Raw genomic sequence first — 18,483 nt, 5'->3', positions numbered from 1 at the left:
TGGGTCGCCGCGGCGGGCACGACATGGTGGGCGGCCAATCGCGCGGTCGATGCGATGGCGCCGCGCTTCGAAACGCACGGGCTGGTCGACGATGCGTCGATCGCCACCGCGCTCGACACCGCGTTGTCCGGAGAGGGCGCGCGGGTGCATGAGGCGGGCGATATCGACGCGGCGTTCACGGGGGGACGGACCCAGACCGCCACCTACCGCGTCGCCGCCGCGCTGCACGGTGCGATCGAGCCGACCAGCGCCACCGCCGAATGGAGCGACGGCACGCTGACATTGTGGATGCCGACCCAGGCCCCGACGCTGGCCCGCGCCGCCGCCGCGCGCGCGATCGGCATCTCCGAAAGCAGGGTCGTGCTGCACCCGACGATATCCGGCGGATCGTTCGGCGCGAACCTCGACCACCGGGTGGCGGAGCAGTCGGCGGTGCTGGCGCGCAAGCTGGAAAAGCCGGTGCAGCTCAGTTGGTCGCGCGGCGAGGATTGCCTGGCCGACCGCTACCGCGCGCCGGCCGCCGCGCGGATGACGGCGCGGCTGGGGCGGGGGGGCATGATCCTTGGCTGGCGGGCGCAGGTGGCAGCGCCGCGCACGGGGCGCGATCTGGCGCGGCTGTTGCTGGGCGGCGATGTCGCGGCGTCGCTGGCGATGGCGTTGCCGGGCGACCGGGGCGATGCGCTGGCGACCGATGGCGCGGTTCCGGCGTACGGCATTCCCAATCTGGCGGTCGATCATCACCCGGCCGAACTGGGCCTGCCCGCCGGATGGTGGCGATCGGGGGCGCACAGCTATACCGCGTTCTTTACCGAATGCTTTCTCGACGAGCTGGCCGGGTTCGCGGGCATGGAGGCGCATTCGTTCCGCATCGCCATGCTGGGCGGTGACGTGGCGCTCGCCCGCTGCCTGTCGACCGTCGCGACGATGGGCGGCTGGCAGGGCGGGGTACCCGGCAGCGCACAGGGCATCGCCTGCCACCGGATGCGCGGATCGGCCATCGCCTGCATGGCGGAGGCGCATATCGGCGACAACCAGCGGGTGAAGGTCGACCGACTGGTCGTCGCGGTCGATTGCGGGCGGGTCGTCAATCCCGATCTGGTGCGGCAGCAGATCGAAGGCGGGCTGTTGTTCGGCATGGCGATGGCGACGGGCGCGTCGACCGGGTTCGAGGCGAATCTGCCGAATGTGCGGGGTTTTGGCGGCCTCAACCTGCCACGCCTGGCCGACAGTCCGGAGATCATGATCGAGATCGTCGAGTCCGACGCCGATCCCGGCGGTGTCAGCGAGCTGGCGGTGCCGGTGGTGGCGCCCGCCATCGCCAACGCGCTCCACGCCGCGACCGGGCGACGCTACCGGTCGTTGCCGCTGCTGGGGTGACAGGCTGGTAGGAAGATTGGTTCACGCGGAGGCGCGAAGGGGGCGCATCCGTGGCGATGCCTCACGATCGGGAGACGACTTCGTTCGCTGATCGCAGGAGAAGAGGCGGCTAGCGGGGAAGAAGATTCCTCCGCGCCTCCGCGTCAAAATAACTTCTTCTGCGAACCCGCCCTCGCCAAAATACGGCTTGCCCCGAACCACGCGGTCGCGCGTTAACCGACCCCATGGAACGCCCGTCGAATCACCCCGCCATCCCCAAGCGCCGCGTCGGCGTATTGCTGATGAACCTCGGCACGCCCGACGATCCGTCGCCGCGATCGGTCAGGCGCTACCTCGCCGAGTTCCTGTCCGACCGGCGCGTGGTGGAGATACCGCCGATCGCGTGGCAGCCGATCCTGCGCGGCATCATCCTGAACACCCGTCCGAAAAAATCCGCCCATGCCTATCAGCAGGTGTGGAGCGACAAGGGTTCGCCGCTGGCCGCGATCACGCGGGCGCAGTCCGACGCAATGCAGGGCGCGTTCGGCGAGGACGTCGTGATCGACTGGGCAATGCGCTATGGCAATCCATCGATCGCCAGCCGGATCGACGCGTTGCGGGCGCAGGGCTGCGACCGCATTCTGCTGGCCCCGCTCTACCCGCAATATTGCGCAGCGACGACCGCGACCGCCAATGACAAGGCGTTCGCCCATCTGGCGAAACTGCGCTGGCAGCCGGCGATCCGTACCCTGCCGCCCTATTATGACGATCCACTCTATATCGATGCGCTGGCCGCGACGCTCAGCGAGGATCTGGCCAAGCTCGATTTCGAACCTGATACGATCGTTGCCAGTTTCCATGGGATGCCCAAGCGGACGCTGGACCTAGGCGATCCCTACCACTGCCATTGCCAGAAGACAGCCCGGCTGGTGCAGGAAGCGATCGGCCGCCCGCTGACGGTCGCGTTCCAGTCGCGCTTCGGCCCGGCCAGGTGGCTGGGGCCGGCGACCGACGACACGCTGGTCGAATTGGCGAAGGCGGGGAAGCGCCGTGTGGCGATCTTCGCGCCGGGCTTTTCGGCGGACTGTCTGGAGACGCTGGAAGAACTGGCGATCCGGGGCAGGGAGAGTTTCATGGAGGCGGGCGGAACCGATTTCGCGTATCTTCCGTGCCTGAATGCCGAACCAACAGGCAATAAAATGTTGCGCAACATTATCGCGCGCGAACTTGCGGGATGGATCGACCCGGCCTAGCAGGGTTGAAACTTTCGTAGGAGAGAATGCATGGCACGGGTAGCGATCGTCACCGGCGGCACGCGCGGTATCGGCGAGGCGATCAGCCTTGCGCTCAAGGACATGGGCGTCACCGTCGCCGCCAACTATGCCGGCAACGATGAAAAGGCGAAGGCGTTCAGCGACCGCACCGGTATCGCCGCATTCAAGTTCGACGTGGGTGATTTCGACGCGACCCAGGCGGGCGTGAAGGCGATCGAGGAAGCGATCGGCCCGGTCGATATCGTCGTCAACAATGCCGGCATCACCCGCGACGGCACGCTGCTGAAGATGACCTACGACATGTGGGACGACGTGATCCGCACGAACCTGGGCGGGTGCTTCAACCTCGCCAAGGCGACCTTCCCCGGAATGCGCGACCGCAAATGGGGTCGCATCGTCAATATCGGGTCGATCAACGGCCAGGCGGGCCAGTACGGCCAGGTGAACTATGCCGCCGCGAAGTCGGGCATCCATGGCTTCACCAAGGCGCTGGCACAGGAAGGTGCGCGGTTCGGCGTGACCGTCAATGCGATCGCGCCGGGCTATATCGACACCGACATGGTGGCGGCGGTGCCGGCCGACGTGCTCGAAAAGATCGTTGCCAAGATTCCGGTCGGCCGTCTGGGCCAGGCGAGCGAGATCGCGCGCGGCGTGGCCTTCCTGTGTTCGGAAGAGGGCGGTTTCGTCACCGGTTCGACGCTGAGCATCAACGGCGGCCAGCACATGTATTGATCGGGCGGCGCGGGTATTTCCCCGCGTCATCCCAACAGGCCGGCGGCGGCGATCATCGCCGCCCCGGCCAGTATCGCGGCGGCGATCCAGCGCGGTCCCGCCCGGTCGGGCTGCACCGCGGCCGGCGCGGCCGGTTCCACCTCCAGTCGCCGGACCAGCAGCCTGAGCAGGCGTGGCGCATCGTCGCCGATCCGACCCAGCTCCCACGCCATTTCCTGCACGACCGGCATCCAATGGTCCGCCGACAGCCGCGACCGCACGATACGCAGGCTGGCACGACGTAACGCGGCCGACAGGTCAAAATCGGGCTGGATCGCGGCCAGCACGCCGTCGATGGTGATGAGCGCCTTGAAGACCAGCAGCAGGTCGCCGGGCATGACCAACCCGGTTTCGCGCATCACCGCCAGCAGGTCGGTGACGATCGCACGCAACACCAATGGTCCGCCGTGGCGCGCGATCAGCCGATCGGCGGCGGTGCGAACGGCTTCCGGCGCGACGCCGGCCCCTGCCGACCATGTGCCGAGAATGTCGGCCAGCAGTGCCGGATCGCCGCGTTGCAGCGCCTGGACGAAACCGATGAACTCCTCGCGGCGGCGTGGCGACACATGGCCGATCATGCCAAGGTCGAGCAGCGCGATCCGGTTGCCGGACAGGCATAGCAGGTTGCCCGGATGCGGATCGGCATGGAAGCGTCCGTGGACGAGTACCATGTCGAGTACGACGTCGGCGCCCAGTGCCGCGATTACCGCCGGATCGATGCCGGCCGCCTGCAACGCTGCCGGACCGGTCAGGCGGATGCCGTCGACATAGTCCATCACCAGCAACGCGTCGGAGGTGAACTGCCAATGGATCGCAGGCACGACGACCCGCGGCTCGCCGATGAAATCAGCGCGCAGCCGGTCTGCGTTGCGCCCCTCCTGCGTGAAATCGCATTCGTCGAGCATCGCGCCGGCCAGCTTGCGGACCAGCGCGACGGGCTGAAACCGCCGCGTCTCGGCGCTTGCCCGTTCGGCCAGCAACGCTCCTTGCGCGATCAGCCGCAGGTCGGCCTCGATCCGGGGGCGGATATGGGGGCGGCGAATTTTCAGCACCACGGCGCGTCCGTCCTGCAGCGTGGCGCGATGGACCTGCGCCATCGACGCGGCGGCAAGCGGGTTCGGGTCGAAGCTTGCGAACGCGGTTTCGGGGGGTTCGCCCAGTGCCGTCTCCACCGCGTCGCGCAGATCGTCGAACGGCAGCGTCGGCGCGCTGCTGTGCAACCGTTCGAACTCGGCGATCCAGTCGGGCGGTAACAGGTCGCCGCGTGTCGCGAGGATTTGACCAAGCTTGACGAAGGTCGGACCCAGCGCCTCCAGCGCCAGCCGGGTGCGGCGGGGCAGCTCGGCGGGATCGGCATCTTCCTCCGTCGACCCCAGCCCCAGTCGTGCGGTCAGGACGCCCAGTCCGAATCGCCCGGCAACCTGCGCGATTTCCTGCAACCGATGGCGATCCCGCCCGGCGACGATCAGCGTCTGCAACATGGACGGGATGTAGGTCGGCCGCCGTGCAGATGGAACCGCCCGATGTCAGCCCCGAAAGACGACCGTCCGCGCGCCGTGCGGGAATAGCCGGTCATCCAGATGCAGCCGCACCGCTTCGGCCAGCACGCGGCGTTCGATGTCGCGCCCCTTGCGCACGAGATCGTCGGGCGTGTCGGCGTGGCTGATCGGTTCGACATCCTGGTGGATGATCGGACCTTCGTCGAGGTCGGCGGTGACGTAGTGCGCAGTCGCACCGATCATCTTCACGCCGCGGGCGTGGGCCTGGTGATAGGGTTTGGCGCCCTTGAAACCCGGCAGGAAGCTGTGGTGGATATTGATGCAGCGTCCAGCGAGAAAGGCGGCGAGGTCGTCCGACAGGATCTGCATGTAGCGCGCGAGGACGACCAGTTCGGCACCGCTGGCGTCGACCAGCTGCTTGACCTGCTCCTCCTGCGCCGCCTTCGTCTCCCGCGTCACGGGCAGGTGGTGAAACGGGATGTCGTCCATCAGCTCGGTATGCAGCGCCTCGCGCGGATGGTTGGAGGCGATCGCCACCACCTCCATCGGCAATTCGCCCAGACGGGTGCGATAGAGCAGGTCGATCAGGCAATGATCCCATTTGGAGACCATCAGCAGCACCCGCTTCGGCGTCGCCTGATCGCGTAGTGACCAATGCATCTGTGCCGCCTGTGCGATTGCCGCAAAGTCGGTGCGCAGTGTGTCGATCGATCCGGCTTCGCCGAGGGTAAAGGCGACGCGCATGAAGAATTGTTGCGACAGGGCATCGTCGAACTGCTGCGCATCGACGATATTGGCGCCGCGATCGGCCAGGAAACCGGCAACCCGCGCCACCAGTCCGGGGCGGTCGGGACATTGCAGCCGAAGCGTGTAGATGCTGCTCACGATCAATCTGTCCCCCAAAGGTCGGCGTCGGTCCTGCCTTTCGATCCTCCGGGCGCTTCGGTCCAGTGTTTTGCGTGTGGCCTTCCGATGTCAATCGCTGCGGGATCGACCCGCCGGGCAGTCGTCGGTGCTGTGCATGTACCCCCCGGCCATGGTCGCTCCACCGCGCGCGGTGCGGGCCGGCATCCGCCTGAACCGTGGCAGCATGTTGGGATAGCTCCACATGAACGATACCGCATCGCCGCCCGGCGTGATTTGCAGAATGTCGCCTACCGGCAGGAACGCCCGCTGTCCGATGGTGGAGCGTGGCATCGTTTGGATGCTTATGAGTTCGGCAAGATGTTTGCGCCAAGGGTTGCTGTGCCGGAGGGTATCTGTTCGCGATCGGTCCATTTCTGACCGGATCGCAGGACATGTCGGCGTTCGTCGCTACGCATCGCCCGGTGCGCGGGCGGGGCCGCCGTGCGTTCGTACGACGTGCCGCAGGCCGTGCAGACATCGATGATGACCGCCTTCTTTTCCCCGCCACGGTCTATCGGTCGAACAGCCGTTCCGGCAGCCGGCGTAGCAGGATAGCCAGCGCCATCAGGTCGAGCGCGACGATACCGGACGCGACCAGGAACGCACCCGGCATCCGTTCGCCGGCGCTACCGGGTGCCATCATGAAATACACCGTCGCGATCAAGGCGGTTCCCAGCGCGCCGCCGATTTGCTGCACCGTCTTGTGCATCGCGCCCGCCACCCCGGCATGGTTGCGATCGACCCGAGAGAGCGTGATCGGTCCCAGCGGTCCGCTCAGGCTCCCCATGCCGATCCCCGCCACCAGCAACAGCACACCAATTACCACTGGGGAAAGCGCCAGCAAGACGGCCGATGCGGTAGCAAGGCATCCGGCCGCCATTACCATCGCACCGACGATCGGCACGCGCCGGCCCTGTCGGGGCAGCGCCTTCCGTCCGATCTGGCTGATTCCTGCCATGACGCCGAGTCCGAACGGGATGTGGAGCAGCGCAACGTCGATCGGGGCATAGCCGAGTCCGCGCTGCAACGTCAGGCTGAACGTCAACAGGAAGCCGCCCGAGGCGATCGCGAAGCCCATGGTAGCGGTCAGCCCGATGCGGAAGCTGCGATCGGCGAACAGCGCCGGTTCGATCAGGGCCGAGCCGAGCAGCGCGCGCCGCCTGCATTCATAGCGCCAGAATGCCCACCACAGCGCGATGCTGGCAAGGCCCATCGCGCCGGTCCACCATGGCCATCCCGCCGCGCGCCCTTCGATCAGCGGCAGCAGCAACGCACCGAGCGCGGCGAACAGCAGCAGCGATCCTGGCGCGTCCGGCCGCAATGCGTGGCCCGAGCGGCCCGGCGGTAGCAAGGTCAGCCCGGCGATCAGCGCCATGACGCCGAAGGGCAGGTTGATCAGGAACACACTACGCCAGCCGAACCCCAGGGGGCTCCATTCGATCAGCAACCCGCCGAGTACCGGCCCGCCGATAGCTGCCAGGCCGCCGATCACCCCGAATGCCGCCAGCCGCCCGATGCGTTCGGTCGGCGAGTAGAGTTGCTGGACCAATGCCACCCCTTGCGGTGCCATGATCGCGGCGGCGGCCCCCTGCACCAGCCGGGAGATCGACAGCGTGCGCCCGTCCAGGGCCAGTCCGCAGGCAAGCGAGGCGAGGGTGAAGCCCACCACGCCGATCACGAACATGCGCCGATAGCCGAACAGGTCGCCGAGCCGCCCGCCGACGACCAGCAGGACGGCAAAGGTCAGGAAATAGCCCGACACCACCCATTGCATCGCCCGGTCGGAAGCGCCGAGCGCCGACTGGATCGCGGGCAGGGCAGTGTTGACGATCGTCGAATCGACCACGTCCATGACGAATGCCACGAGGATCGTCGCAAACGCGAGACTGCGCTGCCGATCGCTCAACTGATCCGATACTGCTGTCGATGCCAAGTCGCCGATCCTTGCCTACGGGGTAGCCGGTCAAGACGATAACGCGTATAGGAATACAAGTTCTAATTAGCTCGACATACCGGTCGATGAATGTCGAAAAGGATCGGGTGACCGCATTGCAGCCCTTGCCTCGATGAGGGCTGGCAGTCGTCGGTGCCTGGCTTAGGCATCGCGATCTTTCCGCCGTCCGCCGGCAGCTTGAAGGCACCGGTGACGGTTTCAGGATCAAGGCGCAGATGGAGCGCGGATAGCGCGACCATTCGCATTTCGGCGAGAGGGCCATGGCCGCCGTGAAGCGTGCCGGCGGAAGGGCATTTGGCAACGATCGCATCGATATCGCGGACCGGATCGGGGAAGGGGGCGGTGGCCAACGGGACACCGTCCCCTTCTTTACCGTGTCCGGCTGGCTCCATCCTCTGAAAGCCGCTCCGGCGTTTGGCCATCAGGCCGGTCGTGCAATCGCGGGATAGCGTGCGATCACCGCCATCTGCGCGACCAGACACGCGACGATCGGCGCGTAGTACAGCCAGCGCAGCCCGGACACGACCTCCGCGCCGCCCTTGCCGGGTATATAGCCGATGCTGGCCAGCCCAAAGGCGATCAGCGCGCCGCCCAGCGCCATGCCGATCTTGGTCGACAGGCTGATGCCCGACGAGAGCAACCCTTCGTTGCGGCTGCCGGTATGCTGTTCGTGATACTCGATCGCCTCGGCCGCCATCGCGAAGATCGCGGTCATGGTGATGCTGAGCAGCACCGATCCGAGCAGATACAGCGTCAGGAAACCGGCGGTCGATCCCTCGACCAGCGGCAGCGCGGCGAACAGCGGCAGCGCCGCCAGCAGCGCGATCAGGTTGCCGCGCCGCATTCCCAGCCGCTTGAGATAGGGCGGCGCGAGGATCGACCCGATCAGCAGCGTGCCCGATACCGCGGGCAACAGGATCGAGATCATCCAGGGTTTGCCCAGCACGTTGATCGCGAAGAACGGCGTGATCGCCAGCACCGCACCGAAGCGGACGAAGTTGAGCAGCGCGAACAGGAACACCGTGCTCCACGCCCGGTTGCCGATCATCGCCCATACCTGCGGCAAGACCGCCTGGTTGCGGGGCGCTTCCATCGCCTCGACCTGTTCGGGACAGCGCAGCAGGTTGAGCGTGGTCAGCGTGGTGACGAGGCCGAACAGCGCGGCAACGATCAGGAAACCCTGCCGCTGGTCCCCGCCGCCCAATGCACCCACCAGCGGCATGGTCGCCGCCGTTGCGACGATGACCGAAATCGCGGTGCCGGCGGCGCGCAGGCTGCCCAGCGTCAGCCGCTCGCCATTGCGGTTGGTCATCATCGGCAGCAGTGCGCCGTACGGGATGTTGATCGCCGAAAACAGGATGCCGAGCAGCGCGAAGGTCGCGATCGCCCACACCAGCCGGCCGCTTTCCCCGACCGGCGGCATCCAGAAGGTGGCGGCACACAGCAGCCCGAACGGGATCGCACCCCATTTGAACCACGGCCGCGCCCGCCCGCTGCGCCCGCGCGTCCGGTCGACCAATATGCCGATCACCGGATCGATCGCCGCATCGGCCAGCCGCGATACGAGCAGCAGCGTGCCAACCGCCGCGGCGGGTAGCAGCGCGACGTCGGTGTAGAAGAACAGCAGGAAGGCGCCCACCATGTTCCACGACAGGCCGAAGCCGAAATCGCCCAGGCCATAAGCGAGTTTCGCTGTCCCCCGCAGCGGCGGCGACGCGGCGGGAAGCATGTCCCGACCCCCCTCCATGGCGTCAGACCCCCGGCGCGTTGCGGCGGCGGTCGGCAACGAACGGTCCTTCGATACAGGCGGCACGGTACATCGTCATTCACTCCGGGCGGCACCGACGCTGCGGCACCTGGCGGGATGTGCCCGCTAGCAGACTGGGATCAGAGCGCGCCTTCCTTCAGCATCGACACCGCGGTCGCGCAGGCGCGCGCGGTCAATGCCATGTAGGTCAGCGACGGGTTCTGGCAGGCCGAGGAGGACATCTGCGCGCCGTCGGTGACGAACAGGTTGGCGACATCGTGCGCCTGGCTCCATTTGTTCAGCACGCTGGTCCGGGGATCATGCCCCATGCGCGCGCCGCCCATCTCGTGGATCGCGGAACCGCCGGGACTCGGCTGGTCGAGGCCCATGATGACATGGCCCCCGGCGGCGGTCAGCATCGCGGCTGCCTCCGCCTTGGCATCGGCCAGCGCGGCGCGTTCCTCGGCACCATGATCGAACGCGATGCGCAGCGCGGACAGGCCGATCGAATCCTTGACGGTCGGGTCGAGTGTGATGCGGTTGGTCGCGCGCGGGATCGAATCGGCAAAGGCGACCAGCACCATCCGCCACGGACCCGGCTCCTGCAGGCCGTCCTTATAGTCGGCACCGATGCCCGCGTCGCGCTTGCCGCGCGTCCATGCGGCGCGAAACGCCCCGCCCTGATAGGAAAAGCCGCGCGAATGCCCCTTGCCGTCGATGGTATCGAGATTGCGGAACCGGGGGATGACCACGCCGGTCGGGCGGTTGCCGAAATAGGTGTGGCCTTCGAACCCCGGCATGATCGCGATGCCGGCGACCGTCTGCGCATGGTCCATGATGTGCGTGCCCAGCACGCCGCTCGAATTGGCCAGCCCGTTCGGATTCGCCTCGGTCGCGGAGCGCAGCAGCACGCCGACGCTGTTGAACGATCCCGCGTTCAGGAACACGATCCGCGCCGTCGCGCGCTTGCGCTCGCCGGTCTTCGTATCGATGAAGCGGACGCCGGTCGCGCGACCGGTGGCGGGGTCCTGTTCGATCGCCTCGACCGCCGCATCGGTGATGAGCGTCAGGTTGCCGGTCTTCTGCGCGGCGGGCAGCGTCGAACTCTGCGTCGAGAAATAGGCGCCGTAGGAGCAGCCGCGCGGGCAGATCGATCGATACTGGCACGCCGCGCGTCCCTGATCGGGCTTGGCGACCGTCAGGTTCGCGTTGCGCCCCACCGTCAGTCGTCGCTCCGGCCAGCGCTCGCCGATCACCGAGCGGACATGCTCCTCGACCGGGTTCAGCGCCATCGGCGGCAGGAAACGACCATCGGGCAGCTGCGGCAGCCCCTCCGCCATCCCCGCCACGCCGACGAACTCCTCGACCTTGTCGTACCACGGCGCGATGTCGGCATAGCGGATCGGCCAGTCGGTGCCGTGCCCGTCGCGGCGATTGGCGTCGAAGTCGTAATCGGACCAGCGATAGCATTGCCGCCCCCATGCCAGCGAGCGTCCGCCCAGCCCGTGGCTGCGCCACCAGTTGAACTGGGTATCGCCCGCGGTCGTGTACGGATTCTCGCGGTCGTTGACGAACCGGTCCTGGGTGAATTCGGTAAAGTGGCGGTTCTTGCGCTGGACGGCATAGTCGGTTTCGTACAGCGCGGCGTCGCCCAGCCCCCGGAACTCCAGGTCCCATGGCGCCTTGGTCTCGTTCACATAGCCCGCGCCGTGTTCGATCATCGGCCCGCGTTCGAGCATCAGGACCTTCAGCCCCGCCTCGGTCAGTTCCTTGGCCGCCCAGCCGCCGGTGATTCCCGACCCGATCACGATCGCGTCGAACAGTGTTTCGCTCATCAGCTGAACTCCACCGCGGTCCAGTCGCTCGACCATGCGCGGCTGCCGGGGATAAAGGGGAGGTCCGGTTCCCATTTGCCGGGAACCAGCTCATATTGCAGCTCGCGCGAGCCGCCGGTTTCGGACGTGTAATAGGCGGTCAGGATCAGCGCCTTCAGCTTCTTCCACGGCGACTCGGGCGCGTCGCGGTCGGCTTCGGCAAAGCCCGCCTTGTCGATCGCCGCGACGGCGGCGATCCGTCGAGCCGGGCTGGCACCCAGGAAGTTGCCATGGGCATTGGCATCCAGCTGCCATTCCAGCCAGTCGAGATAGTCGAGCGATCCATCGCTGCGCAGATGGCGGGTGACCGTCGCCGGCAACGCGGTGCTGGACGCCGGAGTGCGGGTGCCATCCAGCCCGTGCGCGAGCGCGAGGATGACGAATTCATGCGCGCCAATGTCGCCCGCGCCAGGCGTAGCGGTGCGCGGGATGACCGCCTGCGCCGTTTCACGCAAGATCGCCCGCTGTCGATCGCTGACCGTATCGGACGTGTCGGTCGCCCGCACCACGGCAACGGGCAACCCCACCACCAGCGCGAATAACGCTGCCCCACCCAACGTATCGCGCCGGGTCCAGCCCTTTTCGGCCATGACGCTCCTCATCCTTCGTTCGCGCCGCTTGTTGCGGTCATAATTAGAACTTTTGTTCTATTAAACGAGCGTTGGAGAGCGGGCAAGAGGAAAGGCGATCGATTTTCCAGAAAGGATGGCTGCGGGGGGAAGGGCGGCGGGAGCGCCGGGGGGCGTTTACAGGGGCGGCGTATCCGGTGCTTCAGGCGGCCGTCCGGCGGCTCTTGGACGCAATCGACAGATAGGCGGCGCGCATGTTGCCCAAGTCGTTCTTCTGCTGGCGCCAGTCGCCTTCCCCGGCCGCATCGAGCGACGACCCGAAACCCGGATAGCGGGCGATCGCGGCATCGGCGGCATGGCGGCGCAGCACGTCGGCGATCGACTGGACGAGATCATCCTGGCTGTCGAAACGGCAATAGATCGATCCGATCGAGGCGTCCCGTGCTTCGCGACCTCGTTCGGCGTGAATCCGTTCGACTCCCGCTGCACCATCAGTTCCTCGGCAGTGGCCAGCATTGGCTCGAAGCCGGCGTTGCTGCGACCCCGCTACGCCGGACGCGCCTTGGCGATCATCGTTTCGATATCCACTGGCACACCATTGACAGCCCCCCACAAGGCAGAATATCAAAATAGCAGTTCTAATTTTAGTTTAGTCCATCCTACAGCGGGTGGTAACCGCGCAACCGGACGACCGGGCGCGAAAAGGGAGAGGTCGGATGCGTTTTTCGGTGTTCCTCAATGCACGCTCGATGGCGCCGGAACAGGACCGCGCACTGATGCATGACCTGATCCATCACGCCGATCGCGCCGCCGCGCTCGGCTTCGATGCGCTTTTCCTGCCGGACCACCATTTCAACGGCTACATGCCGATCGCCAGCGACAGCTACATGTTCGCGTCCTATCTGGCGGCGAAGCATCCGCACATGCATTTCGGCTTTTCGGTGACGTCGGTGCCGCTGCATCACCCGGTCCGCTTCGTCGAACGCATCAACATCCTCGACCAGCTGACCGACGGAAAATTGCTGGTCGGGGTCGGATCGGGCACCACGCCCGAGGAGATGATCGGTTTCGGCGTCGATTACCGCGATGCGGGTGCGATCTCGGAAAAGAACCTCGCACTCGCCGAGCAGCTCTGGGCCAAGACGATGGACGGCCCGGCAGTCGAAATCGACAACGGCCCGCACCAGGGCCGCGTCCTGCAACGCATCGCCCCTGCGGCCTATAGCGAGGGTCATGCCCGGCTGATGCCGGTTGCGATGAAGGAATCGAGCGCGCGGCGCGCCGCCGAGAACGCATGGCCGGCGTTCATCCCCGCCTTTACCCCGCCCAACATCGGCGGCACCGAGCCGATGACCCATGTCGCCAAGTTCTTCGGCATCTATCGCACGATGCTGGAGGGGGCGGGGCATAGCGCCGACAAGATCGCCCGCGCACTCGACTGGACGACGCATACCTATCAGCTGGTCCACGTCGCCGACAGCGACGAACAGGCCCGCGACGAGATGATGGCGATCCTGCGCGCCTATCAGGACGCGATCGAGCGCGAGGCGGAATTCAACGCCCGCGCCGAATCGAACGACGCGAACAAAAAAACCGACCGGACGCCCAATGCGCTGACCGAGGACTGGATCGGTACCTGGTGCCTCTACGGCTCGCCCGAGACGGTGATTGAGCATCTGAAGCCGTATGAGGAACTGGGCATCGGCAACATCCTGTGCGGCACGACCACCGGCCCGCTGACCGAGGAGCGGCTGCGGCTGGGTGACCAGACGCTGCGGCTGCTGTCGGAAAAGGTCATGCCCGCGTTCAGGAAGGCGTGAGCGCGATGGCCCGGCATATCGTGGGGATCGGCGGCACCTTCCGCCCGCGTTCGTCGAGCGAGATGCTCGTGCGCGCAGTGTTGGGCGAATGTGAGGGGCTGGGCGCGCGGACGACGATGTTCGACGGCCCGGCACTCGCCGCGCTGCCGCACTTCAACCCCGAACGTCCCGAACGCACGCCAGAGCAGGCAGCGTTCGTCGCTGCGCTGCGCGCGGCGGACGCGCTGGTGATCGGCACGCCGGGCTATCACGGCGGCGTGTCGGGGGTGGTGAAGAACGCCATCGATCTTCTGGAGGATCTGCGTGGCGACGAACGCGTCTATTTCGACGGGATGCCCGTCGGGCTGATCGTGTCGGCGGCGGGCTGGCAGGCGGGCGGCGTGACGCTGGCGGCACTGCGCGGCATCGTCCATGCCATGCGCGGCTGGCCGACGCCTGCCGGTATCGCGATCAATTCGATCGCACAGAAGCCGTTCGGCAGCGCGGGTGAACTGGCCGATACCGCCGTCGCCGGACAGATCATGACCATGGCGCGGCAGATCATGGCATTCCGGCTGGAGCAGGTGGCATGAGCGCGCTGACCCTGAGCGAGGCGGCGAGCCTTACCGCAGGCGCGGCGATGTGGCGGACGGTCGCCATCCCGCACGACGGCATTCCGTCGTTGCACATGAGCGACGGGCCGATGGGGATCGCGAGCGGGCGGGTCGACGAACGCGACGTCGCGCGCCTGTCGCCCTGCGCCACGGCGCTCGGGGCCAGTTTCGACATCGACCTGATCGAGCGCATGGGCGCGCTGGTCGGTGGCGAGGCGATCCGCTGCGGCGTCGACATGGTGCTGGCGCCCAACGTCAACCTTGCCCGCAGTCCGCTGGCGGGGCGCGCGTTCGAATATTTTTCCGAGGATCCGCTGCTCACCGGCGCTGCCGGGGCGGCGTGGACCCGAGGGTTGCAGTCCACCGGCACCGCCGCCTGCGCCAAGCACATGGTATGCAACGACAGCGAAACCGACCGCGACCGGATGAATGCCGTCGTCGACGAGCGGACGCTGCGCGAAATCTACCTCCTGCCCTTCGAGCTGTGCGCGGCGGCGGGGGCGGGGGCGCTGCTCACCGCGTACAACCGGGTCAACGGATCATGGTGCGCGGAACAGGGCCATGTCTCGACGATCGTGAAGCAGGAATGGGGCTTTGACGGCCCGCTGATCTCGGACTGGTTCGGGACCCATTCGACGGCGGGCAGCCTGAACGGCGGGCTGGACCTGGAAATGCCGGGGCCGGCGCGGTTCGTGGGTGCCAAAGCCGTCGGTGCGGTCGAGGCCGGCGAGGTTGCCGCCGAGCGGGTGATCGACGCTGCCGACCGGGTGGCGCGCGCCGCCCGGCGCTGGACCGGCACCAAGACGCCACCGGTCGAGGACGCCGATGCGCTGCTGATCGAAGCTGCGGCGGCGGGAATGGTTCTGCTGCGCAACGACGGGGGCCTGCTGCCGCTGGTGCCGGGCCGCGACGCGAGGATCGCGGTCATCGGGCCGAATGCAGCCGCGCCCTGTTATCAGGGCGGCACCTTCGCCAAGATCGCGCTGTCGCCGGATGCGGCGCGTCCGCTCGACGCGATCGTGGCGCGCTATACGGGCGTCGAGGTCGTGTACGAACCCGGCGTCGATCCGCAGCCGCGCCTGCCCTCAATGCCGGTGACGCCGGTCGACGGCGACGGGCGCGGCATGACCATCGACTATTTCGCCGATACCGATCTGACCGGTGAACCGATCTGCCGCGAGGTGCGCGACACCAACTCGCTGGTCTGGTTCGTCGGCGTCCATGAGGAAGGCGTGTTCGACCGCCCCGCGGCCGTGCGTGCATCGGGCTGGTTCACCGCCGAGGCAAGCGGTGCGCACCGCTTCTATGTCGGGGCGACCGGCGCGGTGCGGATGGCGATCGACGAGACGGTCATCCTCGAACGGGCCGAGCGGATGGCGGCATCCGACGTGATGGGATCGCTCAAGCGCGGCGATGCCGACAGCGCTGAGGTAATATTGACCGCCGGACAGCGGGTGCGGGTCGAGGTCGCCTTTACCTATGAGGGCGCACGGGTCCATGGCCTGTGGTATGGCGTGCGGGGGCCGGACAGCGCGGCGGCGATGCTGGCGCGCGCAGTGGATGCGGCGCGGGCGGCGGACGCGGTCGTCCTGATCGTCGGCGAAACCTCCGACTCCAGCGTGGAGAGCAAGGACCGCCCCGACACTGCGCTCGCGCCCGAACAGGTGACGTTGATCAATGCGGTCTGCGCGGCCAACCCGCGCGTCGCGATCGTCGCCAACATCGGCCACGCCTTTGACGCGAGCTGGGGCGAACGGGCGGCGGCGCTGCTGTCGGCATGGTATCCGGGGGAGGGCTTCGGGCCGGCGCTCGCGGCGGTGCTGGCGGGCGATCGGGAACCGGGCGGACGGCTGCCCGTCACGCTGGCCCGCCGCGAACAGGATTATCCCGCGCTGGGGCTGACGCCCGATGCGGCGGGCGATCTGCGCTACGACGATGGTGTGCTCATCGGCTATCGCGGCCTGGCCGCGCGCGGCACCGCACCGCTTCACGCCTTTGGGGCAGGGCAGGGCTATACCCGGTTCGACTGGATCTCGGCGGAGGCGGAGGGCGGCGACGTACTGGTTACGCTGCGCAATGTCGGTGACCGCACGGGTAGCGAAGTCGTGCAGCTATATCGCCACGATCCCGAATTCGCGCTGGTCGGCTTTGCCAAGGTGCGCCTGCGCGCCGGGGAACAGGCGGTGGTCCGTGTGACGCCCGAGCCGCGCCTGTTCCGAATCTGGCGCAACGATCGCTGGACATGGATCGACGGCCCGGTTCGCCTGAGCGTCGGTCCGGCGAGTAACCACAGCCTGTTCACGATCGAGACCAATCGCTGAACGACGATCGGTCGTGCGCCAGCACGGCTGCCCGCACCCAAATGTGCCGAAGGAGAGACCGATGGCTAGAGTGTCCGAGATCCGTTTTGTCGGCTATGCCGTTCCCGATCTGGCGGCGGAGCGTCGCTTCTACGCCGATGTGTGGGGGCTGACCGAAGTCGCGTCCGACGACGGCATGGCCTATTTCGCCGCTGAAGGGACCGACGAGAAATACGTCGTCCGCCTGCGCGAGGACGCGACGCAGCGGATCGACGTCATCGGCTGGGCCGCCGAGACGCGCGCCGATGTCGACGCGCTGTTCGAACAGGTGAAGGCGAACGAAGGTAAGATCATCAGCGAACCGCATGATCTGGAGACGCTCGGCGGCGGCTATGGCTTCCGCTTCTTCGACCCCAACGGCTTCACGCTGCAGATTTCGGCCGATGTCGAGCGCGGCACTAAACGCGACCTGGCCAAGGGCGAGGCGATCCCGGTCAAGATCAGCCACGTCGTCATGCACTCGCCCGACCACAAGGCCCTGGTCGCATGGTACGAAAAGGCGCTGGGCTTCCGCGTGTCGGACTGGCTGGGCGACTTCATGTGCTTCATGCGCTGCAACAGCTGGCATCATCGGCTGGCGTTCCTGCCGGGGCCGCCGTGCTTCAACCATGTCGCCTATGACGTGTTGACGATGGACGACATGATGCGCGGCGTCGGGCGGCTCAAGCGCAACGACGTCGACATCAAATGGGGGCCGGGGCGGCACACGGCGGGCAACAACACCTTCAGCTACTTCACCACGCCCAACGACAATGTCGTCGAATATACGTCGGAGCTGGAGGAGGTCGATGACGACCATCACCAGCATCAGGTGCATGTCCCGAAGGCCGATACGATGGACCAGTGGGGGTCGGGCTTTGGCGGCCCGCAGACCATGCCGAAACCGTCGCCCGATGCTGGGCTGTGGCAGGCGGCGGTGGTGTAACGGCGATGGCGCTGTACGAACCCTTCCCGAACTATATCTGGAACCTGTCGGTTGCGATTGCGATGGAGTCGGGCGCGCAGCTCGGCGAGATCATCGATATGTGCCAGCCGCTGAAGGATGCGGCGGCCCGTGGTGCCGACGCCGGCACGCCGCAATTCATGGCGGCATGGGCATCGGTCGGCGAGAAGCTGATCGGGCTGGCCGCCGAGGACGAGGCGAAGGGGCGTGCCTTTTCGGCGTCCAACAAGCTGGAGCGGGCGTCGCTCTATCTCTTCACCGCCGAACGGATGCAGGGGCATGGCGCGCCGGGTCGCAAGGAAACCTATGCCCGGGCGAGGGAAGCGTTCGATCGGTCGACGGTGCTCGGGCAGCTGAACCGCGAGCGGGTGGAGATCCAGCTCGAAACCGGCACGATGCCCGCGCTCTATACCCGGGCACCGGGCGAGGGCCGAAAGCCGGTCGTGGTGTTCTGCAACGGTCTCGACAGCTGCAAGGAGCTGTTGTTCTGGACCCGCCTGCCGCACGAACTGGCGCGGCGCGGCATCTCGACGCTGTGCGTCGACCAGCCCGGATCGGGCGAGGCGCTGCGCCTGCAGGACTTGGCCGTCGATCCGCACAGCGAACATTGGGCGAGCAAGGCGGTCGACTGGCTCGAAGCACGGGACGATGTCGATCCGCAGCGGATCGGCATGACCGGTATTTCGCTGGGCGGTCATTTCGCCCCGCGCGCGGTCGCCTATGAACCGCGCTTCGCCAGTGGCGCGGTATGGGGTGCAAACCATAATTGGCGCGAGGTGCAGGACAAGCGCATGGCGCGCGAGGGCGAGAACCCGGT

Annotated in this window: 17 protein-coding genes; 8 read left to right on the top strand and 9 right to left on the bottom strand. The window is 67.0% G+C overall.

Features of this window, described 5'->3' with window-relative positions; genetic code table 11:
* The 3 genes from QZ755_RS02450 to phbB form a co-directional block, all read left to right on the top strand.
* Positions 1 to 1,377 (top strand): molybdopterin cofactor-binding domain-containing protein (locus tag QZ755_RS02450; RefSeq protein WP_294319401.1); only part of this gene is annotated, 1,377 nt, incomplete at its 5' end.
* A gap of 224 nt (positions 1,378 to 1,601) precedes the next feature.
* Positions 1,602 to 2,609 (top strand): ferrochelatase, encoded by a 1,008-nt coding sequence (hemH, locus tag QZ755_RS02445; RefSeq protein ID WP_294319399.1) that lies wholly within the window; start codon positions 1,602 to 1,604, stop codon positions 2,607 to 2,609.
* Positions 2,610 to 2,639: 30 nt separating this feature from the next.
* Positions 2,640 to 3,362, top strand: coding sequence for an acetoacetyl-CoA reductase (phbB, locus tag QZ755_RS02440; RefSeq protein WP_294319398.1), 723 nt, complete (start codon positions 2,640 to 2,642; stop codon positions 3,360 to 3,362).
* Positions 3,363 to 3,388: 26 nt separating this feature from the next.
* On the opposite strand, the gene QZ755_RS02435 is transcribed toward phbB, so the two are convergent.
* The 9 genes from QZ755_RS02435 to QZ755_RS02395 form a co-directional block, all read right to left on the bottom strand.
* Entirely contained in the window at positions 3,389 to 4,882 is a 1,494-nt protein-coding gene (locus QZ755_RS02435) for an AarF/UbiB family protein (protein ID WP_294319395.1), read from the bottom strand.
* A 45-nt stretch (positions 4,883 to 4,927) separates the two neighbouring features.
* A complete protein-coding gene (gene purU, locus QZ755_RS02430) occupies positions 4,928 to 5,785 on the bottom strand; it encodes a formyltetrahydrofolate deformylase (RefSeq protein WP_294319393.1) in 858 nt (285 codons plus the stop codon).
* A 90-nt stretch (positions 5,786 to 5,875) separates the two neighbouring features.
* Positions 5,876 to 6,097, bottom strand: coding sequence for a hypothetical protein (locus QZ755_RS02425; RefSeq protein WP_294319391.1), 222 nt, complete (start codon positions 6,095 to 6,097; stop codon positions 5,876 to 5,878).
* Positions 6,098 to 6,317: 220 nt separating this feature from the next.
* The gene (locus QZ755_RS02420) at positions 6,318 to 7,739 is read right to left on the bottom strand and encodes an MFS transporter (protein ID WP_294319389.1); all 1,422 of its coding nucleotides are present in this window, start codon (positions 7,737 to 7,739) and stop codon (positions 6,318 to 6,320) included.
* A gap of 62 nt (positions 7,740 to 7,801) precedes the next feature.
* Entirely contained in the window at positions 7,802 to 8,110 is a 309-nt protein-coding gene (locus QZ755_RS02415; protein ID WP_294319387.1) for a hypothetical protein, read from the bottom strand.
* Between the two features lie 71 nt (positions 8,111 to 8,181).
* Complete coding sequence (locus QZ755_RS02410; protein WP_294319385.1) at positions 8,182 to 9,489, bottom strand: glycoside-pentoside-hexuronide (GPH):cation symporter; 1,308 nt, start codon at positions 9,487 to 9,489, stop codon at positions 8,182 to 8,184.
* A 158-nt stretch (positions 9,490 to 9,647) separates the two neighbouring features.
* On the bottom strand, positions 9,648 to 11,342 hold the full coding sequence (locus QZ755_RS02405) for a GMC family oxidoreductase (protein ID WP_294319383.1): 1,695 nt from the start codon (positions 11,340 to 11,342) through the stop codon (positions 9,648 to 9,650).
* Complete coding sequence (locus QZ755_RS02400) at positions 11,342 to 11,983, bottom strand: gluconate 2-dehydrogenase subunit 3 family protein (RefSeq protein WP_294319380.1); 642 nt, start codon at positions 11,981 to 11,983, stop codon at positions 11,342 to 11,344. Before QZ755_RS02400 ends, QZ755_RS02405 begins: the two co-directional genes overlap by 1 nt.
* A 169-nt stretch (positions 11,984 to 12,152) precedes the next feature.
* Positions 12,153 to 12,320, bottom strand: coding sequence for a hypothetical protein (locus tag QZ755_RS02395; protein ID WP_294319378.1), 168 nt, complete (start codon positions 12,318 to 12,320; stop codon positions 12,153 to 12,155).
* 346 nt (positions 12,321 to 12,666) lie between these two features.
* Between QZ755_RS02395 and QZ755_RS02390 the strand changes: the two genes are divergently transcribed.
* The 5 genes from QZ755_RS02390 to QZ755_RS02370 all read left to right on the top strand — a co-directional run.
* On the top strand, positions 12,667 to 13,770 hold the full coding sequence (locus QZ755_RS02390; RefSeq protein WP_294319377.1) for an LLM class flavin-dependent oxidoreductase: 1,104 nt from the start codon (positions 12,667 to 12,669) through the stop codon (positions 13,768 to 13,770).
* A 5-nt stretch (positions 13,771 to 13,775) separates the two neighbouring features.
* Positions 13,776 to 14,342 carry an NAD(P)H-dependent oxidoreductase gene (locus QZ755_RS02385; protein ID WP_294319375.1) on the top strand — a complete coding sequence of 189 codons (567 nt, stop codon included), beginning with the start codon at positions 13,776 to 13,778 and terminating at the stop codon, positions 14,340 to 14,342.
* Positions 14,339 to 16,684: a glycoside hydrolase family 3 C-terminal domain-containing protein gene (locus tag QZ755_RS02380; RefSeq protein WP_294319373.1), complete on the top strand. Its 2,346-nt coding sequence runs from the start codon at positions 14,339 to 14,341 to the stop codon at positions 16,682 to 16,684. Before QZ755_RS02385 ends, QZ755_RS02380 begins: the two co-directional genes overlap by 4 nt.
* Positions 16,685 to 16,745: 61 nt before the next feature.
* Positions 16,746 to 17,648 carry a VOC family protein gene (locus tag QZ755_RS02375; RefSeq protein ID WP_294319371.1) on the top strand — a complete coding sequence of 301 codons (903 nt, stop codon included), beginning with the start codon at positions 16,746 to 16,748 and terminating at the stop codon, positions 17,646 to 17,648.
* A gap of 5 nt (positions 17,649 to 17,653) precedes the next feature.
* Positions 17,654 to 18,483: alpha/beta fold hydrolase (locus QZ755_RS02370; RefSeq protein ID WP_294319369.1), on the top strand; the 830-nt coding region annotated here is incomplete at its 3' end.

This window comes from uncultured Sphingomonas sp. (assembly GCF_913776855.1).
GTDB lineage: Bacteria > Pseudomonadota > Alphaproteobacteria > Sphingomonadales > Sphingomonadaceae > Sphingomonas.
This window is presented reverse-complemented; position numbering and strand designations above follow the sequence as displayed.